Annotated in this window: 20 protein-coding genes; 5 read left to right on the top strand and 15 right to left on the bottom strand. The window is 71.9% G+C overall.

All coding sequences use genetic code 11. The annotated features are described in order from the left end of the window. Positions 1-5: 5 nt before the first annotated feature. Both MKL01_RS17500 and MKL01_RS17495 read right to left on the bottom strand, forming a co-directional pair. A complete protein-coding gene (locus tag MKL01_RS17500; protein WP_243906470.1) occupies positions 6-710 on the bottom strand; it encodes an SDR family oxidoreductase in 705 nt (234 codons plus the stop codon). 58 nt (positions 711-768) lie between these two features. Further along, positions 769-1,257: a nucleoside deaminase gene (locus MKL01_RS17495; RefSeq protein ID WP_279604669.1), complete on the bottom strand. Its 489-nt coding sequence runs from the start codon at positions 1,255-1,257 to the stop codon at positions 769-771. Positions 1,258-1,395: 138 nt separating this feature from the next. On the opposite strand from MKL01_RS17495, the gene MKL01_RS17490 reads away from it, so the two are divergent. The 4 genes from MKL01_RS17490 (at position 1,396) to rsmD (ending at position 4,388) form a co-directional block, all read left to right on the top strand. Continuing rightward, positions 1,396-1,587 carry a CsbD family protein gene (locus tag MKL01_RS17490; protein WP_243906468.1) on the top strand — a complete coding sequence of 64 codons (192 nt, stop codon included), beginning with the start codon at positions 1,396-1,398 and terminating at the stop codon, positions 1,585-1,587. A 76-nt stretch (positions 1,588-1,663) separates the two neighbouring features. Further along, a complete protein-coding gene (locus MKL01_RS17485) occupies positions 1,664-1,840 on the top strand; it encodes a DUF1328 domain-containing protein (RefSeq protein WP_010683547.1) in 177 nt (58 codons plus the stop codon). Between the two features lie 113 nt (positions 1,841-1,953). Next, complete coding sequence (locus tag MKL01_RS17480) at positions 1,954-3,834, top strand: pseudouridine synthase (protein ID WP_243906467.1); 1,881 nt, start codon at positions 1,954-1,956, stop codon at positions 3,832-3,834. Then, entirely contained in the window at positions 3,831-4,388 is a 558-nt protein-coding gene (gene rsmD / locus MKL01_RS17475) for a 16S rRNA (guanine(966)-N(2))-methyltransferase RsmD (protein WP_243906466.1), read from the top strand. Before MKL01_RS17480 ends, rsmD begins: the two co-directional genes overlap by 4 nt. A gap of 259 nt (positions 4,389-4,647) precedes the next feature. On the opposite strand, the gene MKL01_RS17470 is transcribed toward rsmD, so the two are convergent. The 3 genes from MKL01_RS17470 to MKL01_RS17460 form a co-directional block, all read right to left on the bottom strand. Then, positions 4,648-5,097 (bottom strand): helix-turn-helix domain-containing protein, encoded by a 450-nt coding sequence (locus MKL01_RS17470; RefSeq protein ID WP_243906465.1) that lies wholly within the window; start codon positions 5,095-5,097, stop codon positions 4,648-4,650. A gap of 382 nt (positions 5,098-5,479) precedes the next feature. After that, positions 5,480-6,424, bottom strand: coding sequence for an alpha/beta fold hydrolase (locus MKL01_RS17465; RefSeq protein ID WP_243906464.1), 945 nt, complete (start codon positions 6,422-6,424; stop codon positions 5,480-5,482). Next, positions 6,421-6,960, bottom strand: a complete 540-nt coding sequence (locus tag MKL01_RS17460; protein ID WP_243906463.1) for a phasin family protein — start codon at positions 6,958-6,960, stop codon at positions 6,421-6,423. The genes MKL01_RS17465 and MKL01_RS17460 overlap by 4 nt, the downstream gene beginning before the upstream one ends. A gap of 218 nt (positions 6,961-7,178) precedes the next feature. Between MKL01_RS17460 and MKL01_RS17455 the strand changes: the two genes are divergently transcribed. Next, complete coding sequence (locus MKL01_RS17455; RefSeq protein WP_243906462.1) at positions 7,179-8,822, top strand: AMP-binding protein; 1,644 nt, start codon at positions 7,179-7,181, stop codon at positions 8,820-8,822. A gap of 4 nt (positions 8,823-8,826) precedes the next feature. On the opposite strand, the gene MKL01_RS17450 is transcribed toward MKL01_RS17455, so the two are convergent. The 10 genes from MKL01_RS17450 to MKL01_RS17405 form a co-directional block, all read right to left on the bottom strand. Further along, a complete protein-coding gene (locus MKL01_RS17450) occupies positions 8,827-9,150 on the bottom strand; it encodes a DUF6285 domain-containing protein (RefSeq protein ID WP_243906461.1) in 324 nt (107 codons plus the stop codon). A gap of 2 nt (positions 9,151-9,152) precedes the next feature. Continuing rightward, positions 9,153-10,163, bottom strand: coding sequence for a phosphotransferase family protein (locus tag MKL01_RS17445; protein WP_243906460.1), 1,011 nt, complete (start codon positions 10,161-10,163; stop codon positions 9,153-9,155). A 3-nt stretch (positions 10,164-10,166) separates the two neighbouring features. Next, a complete protein-coding gene (locus MKL01_RS17440; protein ID WP_243906459.1) occupies positions 10,167-10,934 on the bottom strand; it encodes an SDR family NAD(P)-dependent oxidoreductase in 768 nt (255 codons plus the stop codon). 1 nt (position 10,935) lies between these two features. Further along, positions 10,936-12,114 (bottom strand): beta-ketothiolase BktB, encoded by a 1,179-nt coding sequence (bktB, locus tag MKL01_RS17435; RefSeq protein ID WP_243906458.1) that lies wholly within the window; start codon positions 12,112-12,114, stop codon positions 10,936-10,938. Between the two features lie 16 nt (positions 12,115-12,130). Next, positions 12,131-13,336 (bottom strand): acyl-CoA dehydrogenase family protein, encoded by a 1,206-nt coding sequence (locus tag MKL01_RS17430; RefSeq protein WP_243906457.1) that lies wholly within the window; start codon positions 13,334-13,336, stop codon positions 12,131-12,133. 155 nt (positions 13,337-13,491) lie between these two features. Beyond that, complete coding sequence (gene mutL, locus MKL01_RS17425) at positions 13,492-15,471, bottom strand: DNA mismatch repair endonuclease MutL (RefSeq protein WP_243906456.1); 1,980 nt, start codon at positions 15,469-15,471, stop codon at positions 13,492-13,494. A 65-nt stretch (positions 15,472-15,536) separates the two neighbouring features. Continuing rightward, positions 15,537-15,893, bottom strand: coding sequence for a hypothetical protein (locus tag MKL01_RS17420; RefSeq protein ID WP_243906455.1), 357 nt, complete (start codon positions 15,891-15,893; stop codon positions 15,537-15,539). A 90-nt stretch (positions 15,894-15,983) separates the two neighbouring features. Continuing rightward, the gene (locus MKL01_RS17415; protein WP_243906454.1) at positions 15,984-16,970 is read right to left on the bottom strand and encodes a branched-chain amino acid ABC transporter permease; all 987 of its coding nucleotides are present in this window, start codon (positions 16,968-16,970) and stop codon (positions 15,984-15,986) included. Between the two features lie 24 nt (positions 16,971-16,994). After that, positions 16,995-17,882, bottom strand: a complete 888-nt coding sequence (locus MKL01_RS17410; RefSeq protein ID WP_092039731.1) for a branched-chain amino acid ABC transporter permease — start codon at positions 17,880-17,882, stop codon at positions 16,995-16,997. A gap of 28 nt (positions 17,883-17,910) precedes the next feature. After that, positions 17,911-19,128 (bottom strand): ABC transporter substrate-binding protein, encoded by a 1,218-nt coding sequence (locus MKL01_RS17405; RefSeq protein ID WP_243906453.1) that lies wholly within the window; start codon positions 19,126-19,128, stop codon positions 17,911-17,913. Positions 19,129-19,218 lie beyond the last annotated feature (90 nt).

Below are 19,218 nucleotides of genomic sequence, written 5' to 3'. Positions count from 1 at the left end.
CCCGGTCAGAAGCGCTCGAGCCAGGGCCGCAGCTCCAGCTCCGTCGTCCAGGCGCTGCGGTCCTGCCGCAGCAGGTCCCGGTAGGCTCGGGCGATGGCGTCCGGATCGAGGTGGCTGTCGGGTGCGTCCGCCGGCTCGCCGCCGCGCAGCGGATTGCGGATCGCCCCGTCGATCACGACGTGGGCCACGTGGATGCCCTGCGGCTGCAGCTCGCGGGCGAGGCTCTGACCGAGGCCCCGGAGGGCGAACTTGCCCATCGCGAAGGGCGCCGAGCCGGCGAAGCCCTTCACGCTCGCCGACGCCCCGGTGAGAAGGATCGCGCCATGACGGTGCGGCAGCATGCGGCGCGCCGCGGCCTGCGCCACCAGGAAGCCGCCGTAGGCGGAGACCATCAGCGCCCGGGCGACGGCCTCCGGGTCCAGATCGACGACGGGGCCCCGCAGCCGCCCGCTGGCGTTGTAGATCACCACGTCCGGCGCGCCCCCGAGCGCCGGCTCCAGCCGTGCGAACAGGGCCTCGACGTCGCCCGGGCGGCTGGCGTCGCACGCGTGGACCGCCGCGCCGGTCTCGGTGGCCAGCTCGGCCAGCTTGTCGACGTCGCGGGCGGCGAGGCCGATCTTGAGACCGTCGGCAGCCAGGAGCCGGGCGAGCGACGCGCTCAGGCCGGAGCCCGCGCCGACGATCAGGGCACGGCGGTAGGTGGGGATCATCGTGTCGCCTCCATCACATGTGCCGAGACCGGCGGTCTCGTGCCGGTGGACCCGGCTTTCATCCGCGCCTCTGCGCGAAGAAATCCCGCAGCAGCGCCGCAGCCTCGCGCTCCCGGAAGCCGCCATAGACGTCCGGCGCGTGGTGACAGGTCGGCTGGTTGAAGACCCGAGGCCCGTGCTCGACGCCGCCGCCTTTCGGGTCGGCCGCTCCGTAATAGAGGCGCCGGATCCGCGCGAACGAGATCGCGCCCGCGCACATGGCGCAGGGCTCCAGGGTTACATACAGGTCGCAGCCGGTCAGCCGCTCGTCGCCGATCCGCGCGCAGGCCGCGCGGATGGCCAGGATCTCCGCATGCGCGGTGGCATCCCGCAGGGCCCGCGGCTGATTGTGGGCCACGGCCAGCACGATCCCGTCCCGGACCACCACGGCCCCGACCGGAACCTCGCCCATCCGTGCTGCCGCGCGGGCGGCGTCGAACGCGCGATCGAGGGCCGACACCGCCCCCGGAGATGTGAACCCAGACCGTCGGATCGGATCTGCAGCCAAGGTGTTCTCACTCCATCGCTCGAGCGGGCGGCCGCGAATCAACTCAAGGCAATGTTAAGCCCTGGAACATTCGGGCGACCGTGACCGTTTGACGACCGAGTGCGGCGCCGCCGCAGCAACCGCGAAAGGGACAACGCCATGAGCAGCACCACCGACAAGATCAAGGGTGTCGCCAACGAGGCTCTCGGCAAGGCCAAGCAGGGCATCGGCGACGCGACCGGGAACGACAAGATGAAGGCCGAGGGTGCGGCCCAGGAGCTCAAGGGCAAGACGCAGGGCACCGTGGGCGACGCGAAGAGCGCCGTGAAGTCGGCGACCGACAAGCTCTGAGCCGCGCATCGTACGGAACGGGACCCGCCGCGTGCGGGTTCCGATCCTGAACCGGTTCGAACAACGCGAGGATGCCATGATCGGTTGGGCTGTAACGTTTCTCGTCGTCGCGCTCATCGCGGCGCTGCTGGGCTTCGGCGGCATCGCCGGTACGGCCATGGAGGCGGCCAAGATCGTCTTCTTCGTGGCGATCGCCCTGTTCCTGATCTCCGCCGTGTTCGGCGTGATGCGCGGGCGCTCGCCGAGGCTCTGACGACGGCCGATCGGCGGATTTTATCGGGGGCGGTCCGGCTGGGCCGCCCTTTGCCGTTCTGCGCTCCGCTCGGCCGCCTCGCCTGTCGGTACAGGCTCTGATATGGCGCGGGCATGAGCGACACGCCAAACGACACCCCGCCGGACGATCCCGCCCGGCCTGATCCCGAAACCACGCGGGTGGGCGGCTGGACGCCGAGCACCGACCCCGGCTCCGTCGCGGACGCGCCGGCGCGCAAGGCGAAGGGCCGCGCGGTCCCGCCGACGGCGGAACCGGCAGCCGCGTCGCCGGAGGCCGATCCGGCGGCCGCGCCCGAAGGCGAAGTCCAGACGCCGCCCGGGGAGCGCATCGCCAAGGCGATGGCCCGGGCCGGCATAGCCTCGCGGCGCGACGCGGAGGCGATGATCCTGGCCGGCCGCGTGAGCGTCAACGGCGAGACGCTGACCTCGCCCGCCCGCAACGTCACGGAGGCGGACCAGATCCTCGTCGACGACGAGCCGATGCCGTCGCGGGAGCGCAGCCGCCTCTGGATCTTCCACAAGCCGCGCGGCGTCGTCACCACGGCGAAGGATCCGGAGGGGCGGCAGACCGTCTTCGAGATCCTGCCGGAGGAGCTGCCCCGGGTCGTCGCCATCGGGCGCCTCGACATCAACACGGAGGGGTTGCTGCTGCTCACCAACGATGGCGGTCTCGCCAAGGTGATCGCCCATCCCGAGACCGGCTGGCTGCGCCGCTACCGGGTCCGCGCGCACGGCGATACAGACCAGGCGCAGCTCGACAGGCTCGCCAAGGGCGTGACCATCGACGGCATGGAATATGGCCCGGTGGAGGCGACCCTCGACCGCGCCCAGGGCGACAACGTCTGGCTGACGCTCGGCCTGCGTGAGGGCAAGAACCGCGAGGTCAAGCGCATCCTCGAACATCTCGGCCTGTCGGTGAACCGGCTGATCCGGCTCTCTTTCGGTCCGTTCCAGCTCGGCGACCTCGAAGTCGGTCTGGTCGAGGAAGTGCGGACCCGCGTCCTGAAGGACCAACTGGGCAAGAACCTCGCCGAGCAGGCGGGCGTCGATTTCGAGAGCCCGGTGCGCGAGCCGATCACGCCGTTCGGCGGGTCGACGAAACCCGATCGGGCCGCACCGGCAGCCGCAGGCCGGCGCACCGCCGCCCGCCCGGCGCCGACGCCCCGCGTCGCGACGGGCGGCTCCGGTTCCGGGCCGCGCAATGCGACGTGGCGGGACGACGAAGCGACGAAGCCGCGGGGTACCCGCATTCCCCGCCGGGGTGCCGACCCCCGGGCCGCGCAGGCCTCGGCGGCCGAGCGGGGCCGCGAGCGGGTCGGCTCGATCCGGGCCGGAGAGCGGCGGGTCGTGGTGGAACGTCTGTCGGCGACGCCGGTCGAGGCCGCCCCCGCGGCGAAGCCGCGCCGCCGCTACGCCGATGACGGCCCCTCCGAGCGGCCTCAGCGCGGTCCGGCCGGCCGCCCCGGCCGCGAATCCGCCTCGGGCGGCGAGCGTGGCTACGCCCCGCGCGGCGACCAGCGGCCGGCGTCGCGCGGCGAGCGCGGAGGCGGCGACCGGCCCCACCGGGACGCGCCCCGGGCGTTCGAAGGCCCGCGGGCTCAGACCCGCCAGGATGAGCGCCGCGGTCCGAAGCCCGGGGGGCGCAGCGAGCGGTCCTTCGACGGCGGGGCACCCGAGGGCGCGGCCCGCGGCAAGGGCGGTTTCCGGCCGCGGACCCCGGACTCCGCCGGCGGCAAACCCGCCTTCGGCGGTCCGAAACCCCGCGGCGCGAAGCCCGGCGGCTTCGCCGGCAAGAGTTTCGACAAGGGTTTCGACAAGGGCGCCGGACGGGGCGCGGGCCGGGGTGCGGGCGCCCCGGCCGGCGCGAGACCCGGCGGCCGCCCCGGTGGTGCCCGGGGCGGCGCCAAGCCTGCCGGCGGCCCCGGCGGCGGTCACAAGCCCGGCGGCGGGCGGCCGTCGCGCGGCCCGCGATGAGGATCGTCGGCGGGACGTGGCGGGGCCGACGGCTGGCGACGCCGCGCACCGACGCGATCCGGCCGACTTCGGACCGCCTGCGCGAATCGCTCTTCAACGTGCTGACGCATGCCTACGCGGCGGCCGTCCCGGAGGCCCGGGTGCTCGACCTGTTCGCCGGCACCGGAGCGCTCGGGTTCGAGGCCTTGTCGCGGGGCGCCGCCTACGCGCTCCTCGTCGACGAGGGCGCCGAGGCCCGGGCGGTGATCCGCTCGAATATCGAGGCCCTCGGCGCCGAGGGGGTGACGCGCCTGTTCCGCCGGGACGCGACCCGCCTCGGACCGGCCGGGACCGCCGGCCAGTTCTCCCTCGTGTTCTGTGATCCGCCCTACAATCGCGATCTGGCGCCGCGGGCCCTCGCGAGTGCGGCGGAGGGCGCCTGGCTCGCCTCCGGCGCTCTCGTGGTCGTCGAGGAGGCCGAGACCGCGGAGCTCGCCTGGCCGTCGGGGTTCAGCGCCCTGGAGCGTCGCGTCTACGGCGACACCGCCGTGTCCCTCGCCCGGTTCGGGACCTGAGCCCGCCCGACGGCCCCTCCGGCGCTTCGCCATGCGGGCCGCAGGCGCAGTGCCGCCGGGCGGTCCCTCTTCGGCGAATCGGAAGGCGGTCTCGCAGGGCCGGTGGGGTCGATGCGCCTCAGCCGGAACCCGGCCATCGCGACTAAGCCTCGTTCCGGATCCGGGCTCGGCAGGTCGCCGACAGGGTGACACGGGTCGCCGAGGCGACCTGCGGTGTCCCTCGGCAGCCCGGGCGGCGGGCCGACCGGGCCGCCGGCGCTCAGGCGCTCGGCGCGACGCCGTTCTGCCCGGCGCACGCCGGCACCGCCTCGCCCGACGCCCGGGCCTGGGCAAGCCGCGCCGCCGACTTGACCAGGGCGAGCACGTCGCGGCGCATCTGGTCGTCGGCGATCTGGTTGTAGGCCCGCAGGAGCTCCAGGGCCCCGGAGACACGCAGCAGTGCCGGACCGCCGTCGGCTCCCGCGTCCGGCTCCGGATCGAAGAAGCTGGAGACCGGGACCCCGAGCCGCTCGGCGATCGCCTGAAGGCGACCGGCTCCGACGCGATTCTTACCGGTCTCGTACTTCTGGACCTGCTGGAAGCTCACGCCCAGCGCGCTCGCGAGGGCGGATTGGCTCAGGCCGTTGGCGGCACGCAGGAACGCGATTCGGCTGCCGACCCCGTGATCGATGGCTGTGGTCTGCTTCGGCTTGGGGGTGGAATTGGCCATGGGAGGTCGTCCGAAAGTCTGCTCTGTCGGCGGGCATGCCGGGCCGGTGCATCAGCCGCCGATCACAACCAACAGGTGCATCATCGCGCGGCCGGGGGATCGGCCTGCGATCGTTGATGCCACAGCCTGCCACGCTACGCAACGAATGGTTACGCTGTCGAAATCTTAGATCTCCAGCACTGCGCCGCTGAGCGGACAATGATGGCGTCGTCCGCCGGGAAAAAATCGGTCTGCCGACACATGAACTCAGTTTAAAATACGTAGATATTGCCAGAACACTATCTGAATGCGCCGATGGATTTGGCGGATCGTCGAACGCCGCCCGAACTGTATTTTCTTCCGCATGGTGGAGATTGCGTATCGATCCGGCATCCGGTCCGGCTCAGGCGGCGGTGCCGAGCCATCCGGTCACGATCGCGAGCTGGTGATCGTCCAGCAGGGCCGGCGCATGGCCGCAATCGGCGATCTCGACGCGCTCGGTCGGCGGCCCGCGGCGAACCATCTCGTCCGCGGTGCTGGCCAGCAGCAGCTCGGACTGCGCCCCGCGCAGCAGCAGGACCGGGCAGGCGATGGCGTCCCAGTCCCGCCACATGCTGACGCTGTAGACCCGGCCGGGACGGAACGCGTCGCCGATGCCGGGGTCGTAGTGCGGGCGCCAGCCGCCGTTGGGCTCACGGAAGAAGCTGTGCTTGGCGATGTGGCGCCACTGCTCGTCGGTCAAGGGGCCGAAGGCCGCCAGCACGGTGCGCAGCCGCGATTCGCCCGACGCGAGGTTGTGGTGCAGCCGCGGGGCATCGCGCAGGCGCGAGCCGATGTGACGGATCGGGGCCCAGGGGAGGAACGGTCCGATGTCGTTGATGACCATGCGGCGGATCGGCGTGTTGGCCGCAGCGGCCAGCACCATGCCGGTGAGGCCGCCGAGGGATGTGCCGACCCAGTCGATCTTGCCCGGGATCCGCAGATGCGCGATCAGCGCGGCCATGTCGGCCGCGTATTGCGGCAGGCCGTAGAGTTCCGGATCCTTGAGCCATCCGCTGAGCCCGCGCCCGGGCAGGTCCGGGCAGATCACCCGGTAGCCCATCTTGGCGAGCCGATACCCGAGGGGATCGAAATCCCGGCCCTGGCGGCTCAGGCCATGCACGCAGACGACCACGTGCGGCGAGTCCGGCTCACCCCACTCGACGTAGGCGATGCGGTGGAAGTCGTGCGGCGCATAGGCCCAGAAGTGACCGGTCCGGAACGGCACATCGGCGCGACTGAGGTCGTCGAGCCGCGGCATCGCACCGCCGGGATCCACCACGGGCCGCTCCGCCGGGATCACCGTCACGGCGTCTCGACGCGCGCGGCGGCCTCGCGGGCGAGCCGGCCGGTCGTCTGGTGGAGATCGACCATCTGCTCTGTCAGACGGCGCGACTGCTCCTGAAGGAACGTCAGGTTCAAGGCCGCGGCCTCCCGGGCATCCGCGGCTTTCGCGACGCGCTCGGCGAAGTCGAGATTGGCACGGATGTTCGTGTCGGCGGCGACCAGCATGCGATGACCGATCTCGCGCATCGCCGCCATGGCGTGGACCGCGTTGTCCTCGAAGGCATTGTAGAGCCGGGCGCCGGCGGCCTCATACTGCTCGCGCATCCGGCGGGCCCCGGCGACGTTGCTGTCGGTGAGCTGGTGGGCGGTCTCGCGGCTGGAGCCCATCACCGAACGCCAGCCCTCGAAGGTCTGGGCCATCGATGTCTCGAACGCGTTCAGCGCCATCTCGCCCGCCTCGGCGAAGCGCTCGTAGGCGTCGCGCGCCCGCGTCACGCTGCTCTCGGCCAGGGCGCGACCGGCCTGCGCGGAGACCGTCGGCAGGTTGTCGTTTCCCACAAGCGTCCCCCGTCTGTCGGCTGCCGGACCAAACCGGCCGGAACAGCGACCTGGCTTAGGCCATCCGTCAGCGCGGCGCTTCCGTCAACTCTGCGTCGTGACAGAACGCGCGCCGGGCACCGGCTGCGATCGCGGGCGCGATTGACAGCCGGGACGGCGGCGAAATCATTTCCCGCGGAGCGAACGCCACGCCCGCCGCCCGCTGAGAAGGCAGAACGATGACGGAGACCCCGCAGCGCCCCGGCCAGCCCGGCCGACACCCGTTCGAGGCCGGGCTCGATCGGACGCCCGCGAACCACGTCCCGCTCACCCCGGCGAGCCTCCTGGCACGGGCCGCCGCCGCCGTCGGCGCCCGGGTGGGGATCATCGACGGCGACCGGCGCATCACCTACGCCGACCTGTACGCCCGCTGCCGCCGGCTCGCCTCGGCGCTCGCGGCCCGCGGCGTCCGGCCCCTCGACACCGTGGCGATCCTCGCCCCGAACGTGCCCGAGATGATCGAGGCGCACTTCGCCGTGCCGATGCTCGGCGCAGTGCTCAATCCGCTGAACACGCGCCTCGATCCGGCGACGATCGCGTTCTCGCTGGCGCATGGGGGTGCCCGGGTGCTGATCGTGGAGGCCGAATGCGCCCCCCTCGCCGCCCAGGCCGTCGCGGCGTTCGGGCAGCCGATCCTGGTGGTGGCGATCGGCGAGACCGGCCTTGCCGGGGCGCTCCCGTACGAATCGCTCCTCGCCGAGGGCGATCCGGACTACGCCTGGGTCGGCCCGGAGGACGAGTGGCAATCGCTCTGCCTGCTCTACACGTCCGGCACGACCGGCGATCCCAAGGGCGCGGTCTACAGCCATCGCGGCGCGTACCTCCAGGCGCTCGGCAACGCCGTGACCTTCGGGCTGACGGCCGACAGCGTGTATCTGTGGACGCTGCCGATGTTCCACTGCAGCGGCTGGTCGTACCCGTGGGCCAGCGTCGCGGCCTGCGCCACCCAGGTCTGCCTCCGCAAGGTCGAGCCGGCGGCGATCTTCCGCCTGATCGCCGCCCACGGCGTCACGCATCTCTGCGGCGCGCCGATCGTCCTCTCGATGATCGCCCACGCGCCGGACACCGACCGCACGGCCTTCCCGCAACGGGTGCGCTGCGCGGTGGGCGGGGCGGCGCCGTCCTCGACGATCATCCGCACCATGGAGGAGCTGGGCTTCCAGGTGACGCACCTCTACGGCGCGACCGAGAGCTACGGCCCGGCGACGGTCTGCCTGGCGCAGCCGGACTGGGCGGACCTGACCGACGCGGAGCGCTACGGTCGGATGGCGCGCCAGGGCGTGCCGCTCGCGACTCTCGAAGCGGTGTCGGTGGTCGATCCGGCGACGGACGAGCCGGTGCCGCGGGACGGCACGGCGGTCGGGGAGATTCGCCTGCGCGGCAATACGGTGATGAAGGGCTACCTCGGCAATCCGGAGGCGACCGGGCGCGCCCTCGCCGGCGGCTGGTATCGGACCGGCGATCTCGCGGTCTGGCATCCGGACGGATCGGTCGAGATCAAGGACCGCGCGAAGGACATCATCATCTCGGGCGGCGAGAACATCTCCAGTCTGGAGGTCGAGGAGGTGCTGATGCGCCACCCCGCGGTGATGCTGGCCGCCGTGGTGGCGCGACCGGACGCGACCTGGGGCGAGAGTCCCTGCGCCTTCCTCGAAATGAAGCCCGGCGCCGACGCGCCGACCGACCGGGACGTGATCGCCTTCTGCCGCGCGCGGATGGCCCGATTCAAGGTGCCCAAGACCGTGGTGTTCGGCCCGCTACCGAAGACCTCCACCGGCAAGATCCAGAAATTCGTCCTGCGCGAGCAGGCGCGGGCGCTCTGAGCCGTCAGCGCTCGGACCGGGCGGGCTTCCAGACCTCGGCCGCCGCCTGCGTCGCCGCGCTCAGGGCGGCGTGCAGGTCGGGATCGGCGTCGCGGGCCCCGGCGCGGATCGCCCGGACCAGGGCTTCGACGCCGTCGCCGGCCAGGACGCGCTCGGACGCCGCCTGCAACCGATCAGCCTCGGCGATCTCCCGGGCGGCGATGCCGATCGCGTTGGCCACCATGAGGGCGACGTAGCGGGGACGGCCTTCGAGGCCCGGCACGACCTCCTCGGTGAGGGCCCGGCGGGCGGCGTCGAGGAGGGCGGCGCCGGAGGGGTCGTCCTGCATGCTCAACTCCACGTTCCCGGGGGCGTCGCCCGGAGGATGGCGCGTTCGAGGTCGGGCACCATGCGGCCGGTCAGCGCCAGCTCCAGGGAGAACTCGCGACCGGAGACGTGGCGGGCGCCCTGCTCCAGCGCGATCACCGCCCAGCGCACATGCGCCATCACTTCCCAATAGGCCACGCGCTCCGGATCGATCGGGCGTCCGCCCGCAGCCGCGTAACCCCGGTAGAAGGCCGCCCGGGACCCGATGCCGCCGGCCTCGAGCTCGGGTCGGCCGAAGCGCCAGCAGGCGGCGCAGAACCACCCGAGATCCTGATCGGGATCGCCCCAGCCGGCGAATTCCCAGTCCAGCACCGCGGTGAGGCCGGAGGCGTCGACCATGTAGTTGCCGGTGCGATAGTCCCGGTGGACGAGGGTCGGCATCGGGCAGTCCGGCGCCCGGGACTCCCCCCAGCGCAGCCCCCATTCGATCGCCGGCCGCCGCGCGCCGATCCCGTCCAGGCTGGCGCGCAGCCGGGCGATCTCGGCCAGCGCGGGGTTCGGGTCGGGCGCGCCCAGGAAGGCGAGCCCGGCGGGCAGGTCGCGGGGATCGAGAGCGCCGTGGATCCTGGCCAATTCGCCGCCCAGGGTCTCGGCCAGACGCTCGCGGTCGCCCCCGAGGGCCAGATCCTTGGCGATCCGGGGGCCGAGTCCGACGCCCTCGACGAGACCCATCAGCGCGAAGGGCGCGCCGATGATGGCCGGGTCGGCGCAGAAGCCGACCGGCTCGGGCACCCGGACGCCGGCGCGCCAGACCGCCTCCAGGATGCGGAACTCCTCCGCACGGGAGCGGCTCGACGCGATGGTGGCGGCGGCGTCCATGCGCAGCACGAAGGCGCGGGTGCCGCCGCCGACCCGGCAGCGGACGAGCCGGTTCTCCTGGATGGAGCCGCCGCCGAGGGGGCGCATGTCGGCGATGGCGAGATCCGGGCAGCCGAGATGCTCGGCGAGCCACGCGCGCAGCGGTTCCTGATCCATCCGCTACAGGCCCGACACCAAGTGGCCGCCGTCGACCGCCACGACGCTCCCGGTCATGTAAGAGCCGGCATCCGAGGCGAGCAGGAGCAGCGGACCGTCGAGTTCCGCCGCCTCGCCGAGCCGCCGCTGCGGCACCCGCCTGATCAGCGCCTTCCCGGCATCCGAGTCGAAGAACGCGTCGTTCAGCTCGGTCTTGATGTAGCCGGGCGCCAGGGCGTTCACCCGGATGCCGTGGCGGGCCCATTCGAGCGCGAGGCTCTTGGTCAGCTGGATGACGCCGGCCTTCGAGGCCGCGTAGGGCGCGAGCCCCCCGGTCACCCGCAGGCCCAGGATCGACGCGATGTTGACGATGCTGCCGCCGACGCCGTGGCGGACCATGCGCCGACCCGTGGCCTGCGCCACCAGCCAGACGCCTTTCAGGTTCGTGTCGAGCACCCCGTCCCAATCCGCCTCGTCGAGGTCCATGGCGGGCTTCGTCGCGGTGATGCCGGCATTGTTGACGAGGACGCGGACGGGGCCGAACCGCGCCTCCGCGGCGTCGAGGGCCTGCTCGACGCTGGCGGAGGCGGTCACGTCCATGACGACGGCGTGAGCCCGACCACCCTCCCCTTCGACGCGGGCGACGGTCTCGGCCAGGGCCTCGGCCCGGCGCGCGCCGAGGGACAGGTGCGCCCCGGCCCGGGCCAGGGTGGTGGCGAAGTGGCGGCCGAGGCCGCTGGAGGCGCCGGTGATCAGGACGTGCCGGCCGGCGAGGTCGAAGGGTCCGGCCATCTCAGTGCATCCGCTCGACGGCCATGGCGATCCCCTGGCCGCCGCCGATGCACATCGTGACCAGCCCGTAGCGCCCGCCGGTCCGGGCGAGTTCGTAGATCGCCTTCACGGTGATGATCGCCCCCGTGGCACCGATCGGGTGGCCCAGCGCGATGGCGCCGCCGTTGGGGTTGACCCGGCCGGGGTCGAGGTCGAGCGCCCGCGCCACCGCGCAGGCCTGGGATGCGAAGGCCTCGTTGGACTCGATGACGTCGAAATCCCCGGCGCGCAGGCCCGTCCGTTCGAGCAGACGCCGCACCGCCGGGACCGGACCCATGCCCATCTCGGCGGGATCGACGCCGGCATGGGCGTAGCCGACGATGCGGGCCAGGGGCTTCCGTCCGTCGCGCTCGGCCTTGGCGGCGCTCGACAGGACGAGGGCCGCGGCGCCGTCGTTCAGTCCGGAGGCGTTGCCGGCGGTCACGCTGCCGGTCTTGGCGAAGGCGGGCCGCAGCTTGGCGAGATCCTCGGCGCTCGTGGGCTTGGGGTGCTCGTCGGTGTCGAACGCCACCGTCTCGCGCTTGCGCAGCACGTCGATCGGCAGGATCTGGTCGCGGAACCGGCCCTCGCGGATCGCCCGGGCGGCGCGCGCCTGGCTCTCGGCGGCGAACGCGTCCTGCTGCTCGCGGGACACGTCGTAGCGCTCGGCGACGGTCTCGGCGGTGACACCCATGTGGCCGTTGCCGAACGGATCGCTCAACACGCCGACCATGTAGTCGACCAGGGCGACGTCGCCCATCCGCTGCCCGACGCGCCCCGTCTTCAGGAGATGCGGCGCCCGGCTCATGCTCTCGGCACCCCCGGCGACCGCCGTGTCCGCGTCGCCGAGCAGGATCGCCTGTGCCGCCGAGACGATCGCCTGCAGGCCGCTGCCGCACAGGCGGTTGACCGTCAGCGCCGGGACTTCCTGGGGGAGGCCGCCCTCGATGGCGGCGACGCGGGCGATGTAGGCGTCGCGCGGCTCGGTGGGGATCACGTTGCCGAAGACGACGTGCCCGACGGCCCGGGGGTCGGTTCCGGACCGGCGCAGAACCTCCGCGACGCAGCGGGCCGCGAGCTCCGAGGGCGGCGTGGCCGCGAGCGCGCCGCCGAAGGTGCCGATCGCGGTCCGCACCGCGCCTGTGATCACGACGTCGGTCATACTCTGTGCCTCTCGCTCACGCGCCGACCGGCCACGACCAGAAGGCATCGCCCTCGGCCTCCAGGTTGCGGTTGAGCACCATCTTGTGGACTTCGTCGGCCCCGTCCACCAGCCGCGCCTGCCGGGCGTAGCGGTAGATCCATTCAAGCGGCGTGTCGGTGGAGTAGCCCCGGGCGCCGTTGATCTGGATCGCCGTGTCGGCGGCGGCGTGCAGGAGGTTGGCGACGTGCACCTTCGCCATCGACACCTCCTTGCGGGCGAAGCTGCCCTGATCGAGGGCCCAGGCGGCCTTCATGACCAGCAGGCGGCCGATCTCGATCCGCATGGCGAGATCGCCCAGCATCAATTGGATGCTCTCCCGGTCGGCCAGACGGATCCCGAAGCCGTAACGCTCGGCCGCGTAGGCCCGGGCGATCTCGACGCAGCGCTTCGACAGGCCGAGCCAGCGCATGCAGTGCGTCAGCCGGGCGGGCCCGAGGCGGATCTGCGTGAGCTTCAGGCCATCGCCCTCGTGCATCAGGACGTTCTCGGCCGGGATCTCGAGGCCGTCGAACAGCAGCTCGCAATGGCCGCCGTGCTCCTCGGGCCCCATGATCGGGATGCGGCGCAGGATCTCCCAGCCGGGCTGGTCCCTGTGGAACAGGAAGGCGGTCAGGCCCTTGCGCGGGTCGTCGGAGGTCCGCGCCATCAGGATGAAGTGCGCGGCCTCCTCGGCGCCGGTGATGTACCACTTGCGGCCCGTCACCACGTAGGTGTCGCCGCGCCGCTCGGCCCGGGTCTGGATCATCCCGGGATCGGAACCGCCGCCGGGATGCGGCTCGGTCATCGCGAAGGCCGAGCGGACCTCGCCGCGCACGATCGGATCGAGCCAGCGCGCCTTCTGGGCGGGGGTGGCGACGCGCTCCAGCACCATCATGTTGCCGTCGTCGGGCGCGGCGGAGTTGAAGACGACAGGCCCGAAGATCGAGCGGTTCATCGCCTCGTAGCAGACCGCCATGCCGACCTTGTCGAGCCCGGCCCCGCCGGTCTCCGGCTTCAGCTGGAGGCACCAGAGGCCCTGCTCCCGCGCGAGGCCGCGGAGCCGGGCGAGTTCGGCGAGGCCGATATTGCCGTGGCCGTCATAGGCGGACGGGTCGGCCTCCAGGGGCAGGATGTGCGCATCGACGAAGGCCGCGATCCGGGCGCGGTAATCCTCGACGCGGGGAGAGATGGTGAAGTCCATGGGTCGCGGGCTCCGGCGGATGCCTGTGCGCGGGGCGGAACGGCATTCTGACAGGATCGGGCGGTGTTATCTGCACCGTGACGACCATGAAAGCGCTTCGATGAAACCCCTCGGGGTCGCGGCTCATCCGGGCGGCGCGGGGGACCCCGAGGGCGTCACCGGCGGCCGAAGAGCCGCTCGATGTCGGCGAGCTTCAGCTCGATCGAGGTCGGGCGGCCGTGGTTGCACTGGCCGGAATTCGGCGTCGCCTCCATCTCGCGCAGGAGCGCGTTCATCTCCTCGGGCCGCAGGCGCCGTCCGGCACGGACCGAGCCGTGGCAGCTCATGCGCGAGAGCACCGCGTCCAGGCGCCGACCCAGGGGGCCACCCTCCGCGGCGGCGGCGGCGCCCTCCTCGTCGCCGCTCGCCTCAAGGGCGTCCAGGATGTCGGTCACGAGATCCCGCACCGAGGCCCCGATGAGCCCGGCCGGCACCTCGCGGACCAGCACGGCACCGGGGCCGAAGGCCTCGATGGCGAGGCCGAGACGGTCGAGCTCCGGCGCGGCGGCAACCAGGCGGTCGGCCTCCTCCGGGCTCATCTCCACCACGTCGGGGATGAGCAGGCCCTGCCGGGCGATCCCGCCCGCCGCGCGCTCGGCCTTCATCCGCTCGTAGACGAGGCGCTCGTGCGCGGCGTGCTGGTCGACGATGACCAGGCCGTCCCGGGTCTGGGCGAGGATGTAGGTCTCGTGGATCTGCGCCCGGGCCGCCCCCAGGGGATGATCGACGGTCTCGTCGGCGCCGGGGACCGGGCGATGATCCGCCTGCGGCGGTGCCATCGTTTCATGCGCCGCGGACGGGCGCTCGAACACGGCCTGTGCCCCCTCGCCGAAACCCGATGCGGCGTCCGCGGCGCGCGCGCCGATCATCCCGGCCCCGGACGGGGCCGACGCGGAGCGCCATTGGTCCGGCTGCCGATAGCCGGCCGGGGCCGCCACCGAGGGCGTCCCCGCGGGGAAAGCCCCCGGACGCGTCGGCCGGAACAGGCTCGGCATCGTGGCGCCGGTATGGGTCGACAGGCCGGGCCCGGCCGGCCGCAGGGCATCGAGCGTCCGCGCGCCCCCGGTCGTGGCCGAGCGGGCACCGCCCCGGCGCAGGGCGTCGTGGATCGCGCTCACGAGCAGGGCGCGGACCAGCCCGGGTTCGCGGAACCGCACCTCGGTCTTGGCCGGATGCACGTTGACGTCGACGAGGTCCGGATCGCACGCGATGGCGAGCCCGAGCACCGGATGCCGGTCGGAGGCCAGGGTGTCGGCGTAGGCCCCGCGGACGGCGCCGAGGAGCAGCCGGTCCCGGACGGGCCGACCGTTGACCACGAGGTGGATGTGGCCGGCGGCGCCGCGGTGGTAGGTCGGCAGGCCGACATGGCCGGTGACCGAGAAGCCCTCGCGCGCCAGGTGGACCGGCAGCGCGTTCGCGGTGAAATCCGGCCCGAGCACCGCGGTGAGCCGGCGCAGGTCCGCGTCCGTGCCGCTCTCGGCCGGCAGGACCAGCGGCTGGCCGGCATCGGCGCGCAGGGTGAAGCGGATGCCGGGCTGCGCCACGGCGAGCCGGCGCAGGGCCTCGGCGATCGCGGCGTTCTCGGCCCGGTCGGATTTCAGGAACTTCAGGCGGGCCGGGGTCGCGGCGAACAGCTCGGTGACCTCGATCCGGGTGCCGCGCTGGGCCGGCGCCGGGCGGACCTGCCCCTTGCTGCCGGCCTCGACGGTGAGGCTCGCGCCGGCCTCGGCGTCGTGGCTCCGGGTGACCAGGGCGAGGCGCGAGACGGCCCCGATCGACGGCAGGGCCTCGCCGCGGAAGCCCAGGGTCCGGATCGCCGCCAAGTCGCCGCCGGGAAGCTTCGAGGTGGCGTGGCGCTCGACGGCGAGGTCCAGGTCGTCCGGCGACATGCCGCGCCCGTCATCGACCACGCGGATCAGGCGGCGACCGCCGGCCTCCACGGTGACGTCGACGGTCCGGGCACCGGCATCGACGGCGTTCTCGACCAGCTCCTTCACGGCGGAGGCCGGGCGCTCGACGACTTCGCCGGCCGCGATGCGGTCGACGAGGACGGGATCGAGGCGCCGGACGGGCAGCACTGTCGGGGGAGCGGACATCGGCCGCGACGATAGCCGCTGCGGCGCGGCGTTCCAATCGCGGCGGGTGACGCGCGTCGCGGCGGTCAGGCGCGCCGGGCGGACCCGCCGAGGGAGATGCGGCCGGCGCCGCCGCTCCGCGTCCCGTGACTCGGCGCCGCATAGGGCCTCCGGGACAGGTCGTACAGGGCGTTCCCGACGATCCCGGCGGCCCGGCGCAGGGTCGCGCCGTCGCAGCTCGCGGCCACGCGGATGCCGATCTCGTGGGTATGGCTGCGTCCGTAGAGCCAGACCGCGAGGCGCGCCCGTGTCGCCTCCGGGATCCCGTCCAGGAGGAAGCTGGCGGTATCGGGATCGGCCTTGATGAGCCGGCCGACCGTCTCCGCCGGAACCGGGCAATCGACCGCGGGATCGTCGATGCTGAGCGAAGCGGCTTTCGACATGGCAGCACCTGACCGGATTGGAATGTCAGGTTGCGCGGTCTTGGTTAACGAATTGTCACCGCCCCGGGCGGCGCAACCGGATCCTTCGGGTCAGAGCGGCTTGCGGATCACCTTGGCGATGAGCCCGACGATGCCCTCGCGGAACAGCAGCACGCACATCACGAAGACGCAGCCCTGGATGATCGTGACCCAGGCGCCGAACTGGGCGAGGTAGGTCTCCATGGTGACGATCACCAGCGCGCCGACGATCGGCCCGAACACCGTGCCCATGCCGCCGACCAGCGTCATCAGCACCACCTCGCCCGACATCGACCAATGGACGTCGGTGAGCGAGGCCAGCTGGAACACGATGGCCTTGGTCGAGCCCGCGAGACCCGCCAGCGTCGCCGAGAGGACGAAGACCGCGAGCTTGTACTGGCTGGCCCGGTAGCCGAGCGAGATCGCTCGCGGCTCGTTGTCGCGGATCGCCTTGAGCACCTGACCGAACGGCGAGTGGATGATCCGGTAGATCAGCAGCATCCCGGCCATGAAGATCACGCAGACGAACCCGTACATCGCCCGATCGTCGGCGAGGCTCAGCACGCCGAAGAGGTTGCCGCGGGGGACCGCCTGGATGCCGTCCTCGCCGCCGGTGAACTTCGCCTGCAGCGAGAAGAAGAACGCCATCTGGGCCAGCGCCAGGGTGATCATCGAGAAGTAGATGCCCTGGCGGCGGATCGCCAGCGCGCCGAAGACGAGGCCGAACAGCGCCGCGGTCGCGGTGCCCGACAGGATCGCCAGCTCCGGCGAGAAGCCCAGGCTCTTGGCCGTATAGGCGCAGAGATAGCTCGCCATGCCGAAATAGGCGGCGTGGCCGAAGGAGAGCAGGCCGCCGTAGCCGAGGAGCAGGTTGAAGGCGAGGGCGAACAGCGCGAAGCACAGCACCTTCATCAGGTAGACGGGGTAGAGCACCAGCGGCGCCACGATCAGCAGCACCGCGATGCCCACGAAGATCAGGCGGTGGAGCGCCTTGTCGTCACGACGCGTCGGCAGCGCGGCGGCGATCGGGGCGGCGTCGAGGGCGGCGGTGTCGGCCATGGGGGTTCGAGCCTCGGTTCGCGGTCAGGCCGTGCGCCCGAACAGGCCGGCGGGTTTGACGAGCAGCACCAGCACCATGATCACGAAGATCACGGTGGCCGACGCCTCCGGATAGAACACCTTGGTCAGCCCCTCGACCAGACCCAGCGCGAAGCCGGTGATCACCGAGCCGATGATCGAGCCCATGCCGCCGATCACCACCACGGCGAAGACCACGATGATGATGTCGGCGCCCATGTTGGGATTCACCGAGTAGATCGGCGCCGCCAGCACGCCCGCGAAGCCCGCGAGCGCCACCCCGAACCCGTAGGTGAGGGTCAGGAACAGCGGCACGTTGACCCCGAACGCCTGGACCAGCGTCGGGTTCTCGGTGGCGGCCCGGAGGTAGGCGCCGAGCTTGGTCTTCTCGATCACCAGCCAGGTGGCGATGCACACGGTCAGCGAGGCGACCACCACCCAGGCCCGGTAGTTCGGCAGGAACATGAACGGCAGGCGCTGGCCGCCCGAAAGCTCGGCCGGGATCGCGTAGGGCAGGCCCGACACGCCGTACTGGTTGCGGAACAGGCCCTGGATGATCAGCGCCAGTCCGAAGGTCAGCAGCAGCCCGTAGAGGTGGTCGAGCTTGTAGAGCCGGGCGATCAGCACCCGCTCCAGCACGATGCCGAACACGCCGACTACGAGGGGCGCGAGCCCCAGCGCCCACCAGTAGCCGAGGCCCACGTAGGTGAGCAGCATCCAGGCCACGAAGGCGCCCATCATGTAGAGTGCGCCGTGGGCGAAGTTGATGATGTTCAGGAGCCCGAAGATGATCGCGAGCCCGAGCGACAGGATCGCGTAGAACGAGCCGTTGATCAGGCCGAGCAGCAGCTGTCCGAACAGCGCCTGGGTCGGCACGCCGAAGATCGTGGTCATGGCCGTTCTCCGCGCCCCGATCGCACCGTCAGCCCTTCACGAGCGGGCAATTGCCCTCGTTGAGGGGACGGAAGACCTGGTCGCCCGGGATGGTCTCCAGCTTGTTGTACAGGTCCCACTCGCCCTTCGACTCGGCGGGCTTCTTGACCTCGAACAGGTACATGTCGTGGATCTTGCGCCCGTCGGCGCGGATCGAGCCCTTGCCGAACAGCGGGTCGTCGGTCGGCATCGCCTTCATCTTGGCGACCGTGGCGGCGCCGTCGGCGGTCGACTTCAGCTCGGCCACCGCCTTCAGGTAGTGGAGCACGTCCGAATAGACGCCCGCGTGATTGGCGGTGGGCTTCGAGCCGCCCTTCATCTGCTTGGCGAACCGGTCCGAGAACGCCCGGGTCTGGTCGTTCAGGTCCCAGTAGAACGGCTCCGTGAGCACCAGCCCCTGCGCGACCTTGGTGCCCAGCGAGTGCACGTCCGAGGAGAACACCAGGAGTCCGGCGAGCGCCTGGCCGCCCTCGGTGATGCCGAACTCGCCGGCCTGCTTGATGGAGTTGATGGTGTCGGTGCCGGCATTGGCGAGCCCGATCACCTTGGCGCCCGACCCCTGGGCCTGCAGCAGGAAGGATGAGAAATCGGAGGTCGGGAACGGCGTCTTCACCGAGCCCAGGACCTTGCCGCCATTCTTGGTGATGACCGCGCTGGTGTCGCGCTGGAGCGTCTGGCCGAACACGTAGTCGGCGGTGAGGAAGAACCACGTGTTGCCGCCGCGCTTGACCATGGCGCCGCCGGTGCCGTTGGCGAGCGCCACCGTGTCGTAGACCCAGTGGATCGTGTTCGGCGTGCATTGGGGGCCGGTGAGGTCCGCGGTGCCGGCGCCGGTGTCGATGAAGACCTTGTTCTTCTCCTTGGTGACCTGGCTGATCGCCAGCGCCACCGAGGAGGTCACGCCGTCCGTGATCATGTCGACCGCGTCGCGGTCGTACCATTGCCGGGCGATGGCGGCCCCGACATCGGGCTTGTTCTGGTGGTCGGCCGAGACGATCTCGACCTTCAGGCCGTGCGTCTCCGGCTTGAAGTCCTCGATGGCCAGCTTCGCGGCCACGACCGAGCCCTCTCCGCTGATGTCGGAATAGGCGCCCGAGCGGTCGCCGAGGATCCCGATCTTCACGTTCGTCTGCGCGGCCGCGGTGCCGATCATCAGGGCGCCCGAGAGCGCGGCGAGGGTCACAGGCCGGGCGATGCGTCCGAACATTGCGTTTCCATCCTCCAGCGGCGCGGCAATTCCCTGCCGGCCGAGTATCGAGGCGCCGATTGCCGGCGCTTGTACAGCTTTACTAGGCAG

It is taken from the genome of Methylobacterium sp. J-070, assembly GCF_022829385.1.
In the GTDB taxonomy this organism is placed as follows: domain Bacteria; phylum Pseudomonadota; class Alphaproteobacteria; order Rhizobiales; family Beijerinckiaceae; genus Methylobacterium.
Note: the sequence above shows the minus strand (reverse complement) of the source record. Positions and strands in the feature narration are given on the sequence as shown.

What these genes read in the sequence shown, in the direction of transcription:
- MKL01_RS17500 (WP_243906470.1), bottom strand. Translation starts at nt 710, where the DNA reads ATGATCCCCACCTACCGCCGTGCCCTGATCGTCGGCGCGGGCTCCGGC.
- MKL01_RS17490 (WP_243906468.1), top strand. Translation starts at nt 1,396, where the DNA reads ATGAGCAGCACCACCGACAAGATCAAGGGTGTCGCCAACGAGGCTCTC.
- MKL01_RS17485 (WP_010683547.1), top strand. Translation starts at nt 1,664, where the DNA reads ATGATCGGTTGGGCTGTAACGTTTCTCGTCGTCGCGCTCATCGCGGCG.
- MKL01_RS17480 (WP_243906467.1), top strand. Translation starts at nt 1,954, where the DNA reads ATGAGCGACACGCCAAACGACACCCCGCCGGACGATCCCGCCCGGCCT.
- rsmD (WP_243906466.1), top strand. Translation starts at nt 3,831, where the DNA reads ATGAGGATCGTCGGCGGGACGTGGCGGGGCCGACGGCTGGCGACGCCG.
- MKL01_RS17470 (WP_243906465.1), bottom strand. Translation starts at nt 5,097, where the DNA reads ATGGCCAATTCCACCCCCAAGCCGAAGCAGACCACAGCCATCGATCAC.
- MKL01_RS17455 (WP_243906462.1), top strand. Translation starts at nt 7,179, where the DNA reads ATGACGGAGACCCCGCAGCGCCCCGGCCAGCCCGGCCGACACCCGTTC.
- MKL01_RS17450 (WP_243906461.1), bottom strand. Translation starts at nt 9,150, where the DNA reads ATGCAGGACGACCCCTCCGGCGCCGCCCTCCTCGACGCCGCCCGCCGG.
- MKL01_RS17445 (WP_243906460.1), bottom strand. Translation starts at nt 10,163, where the DNA reads ATGGATCAGGAACCGCTGCGCGCGTGGCTCGCCGAGCATCTCGGCTGC.
- MKL01_RS17440 (WP_243906459.1), bottom strand. Translation starts at nt 10,934, where the DNA reads ATGGCCGGACCCTTCGACCTCGCCGGCCGGCACGTCCTGATCACCGGC.
- bktB (WP_243906458.1), bottom strand. Translation starts at nt 12,114, where the DNA reads ATGACCGACGTCGTGATCACAGGCGCGGTGCGGACCGCGATCGGCACC.
- MKL01_RS17430 (WP_243906457.1), bottom strand. Translation starts at nt 13,336, where the DNA reads ATGGACTTCACCATCTCTCCCCGCGTCGAGGATTACCGCGCCCGGATC.
- mutL (WP_243906456.1), bottom strand. Translation starts at nt 15,471, where the DNA reads ATGTCCGCTCCCCCGACAGTGCTGCCCGTCCGGCGCCTCGATCCCGTC.
- MKL01_RS17420 (WP_243906455.1), bottom strand. Translation starts at nt 15,893, where the DNA reads ATGTCGAAAGCCGCTTCGCTCAGCATCGACGATCCCGCGGTCGATTGC.
- MKL01_RS17415 (WP_243906454.1), bottom strand. Translation starts at nt 16,970, where the DNA reads ATGGCCGACACCGCCGCCCTCGACGCCGCCCCGATCGCCGCCGCGCTG.
- MKL01_RS17410 (WP_092039731.1), bottom strand. Translation starts at nt 17,882, where the DNA reads ATGACCACGATCTTCGGCGTGCCGACCCAGGCGCTGTTCGGACAGCTG.
- MKL01_RS17405 (WP_243906453.1), bottom strand. Translation starts at nt 19,128, where the DNA reads ATGTTCGGACGCATCGCCCGGCCTGTGACCCTCGCCGCGCTCTCGGGC.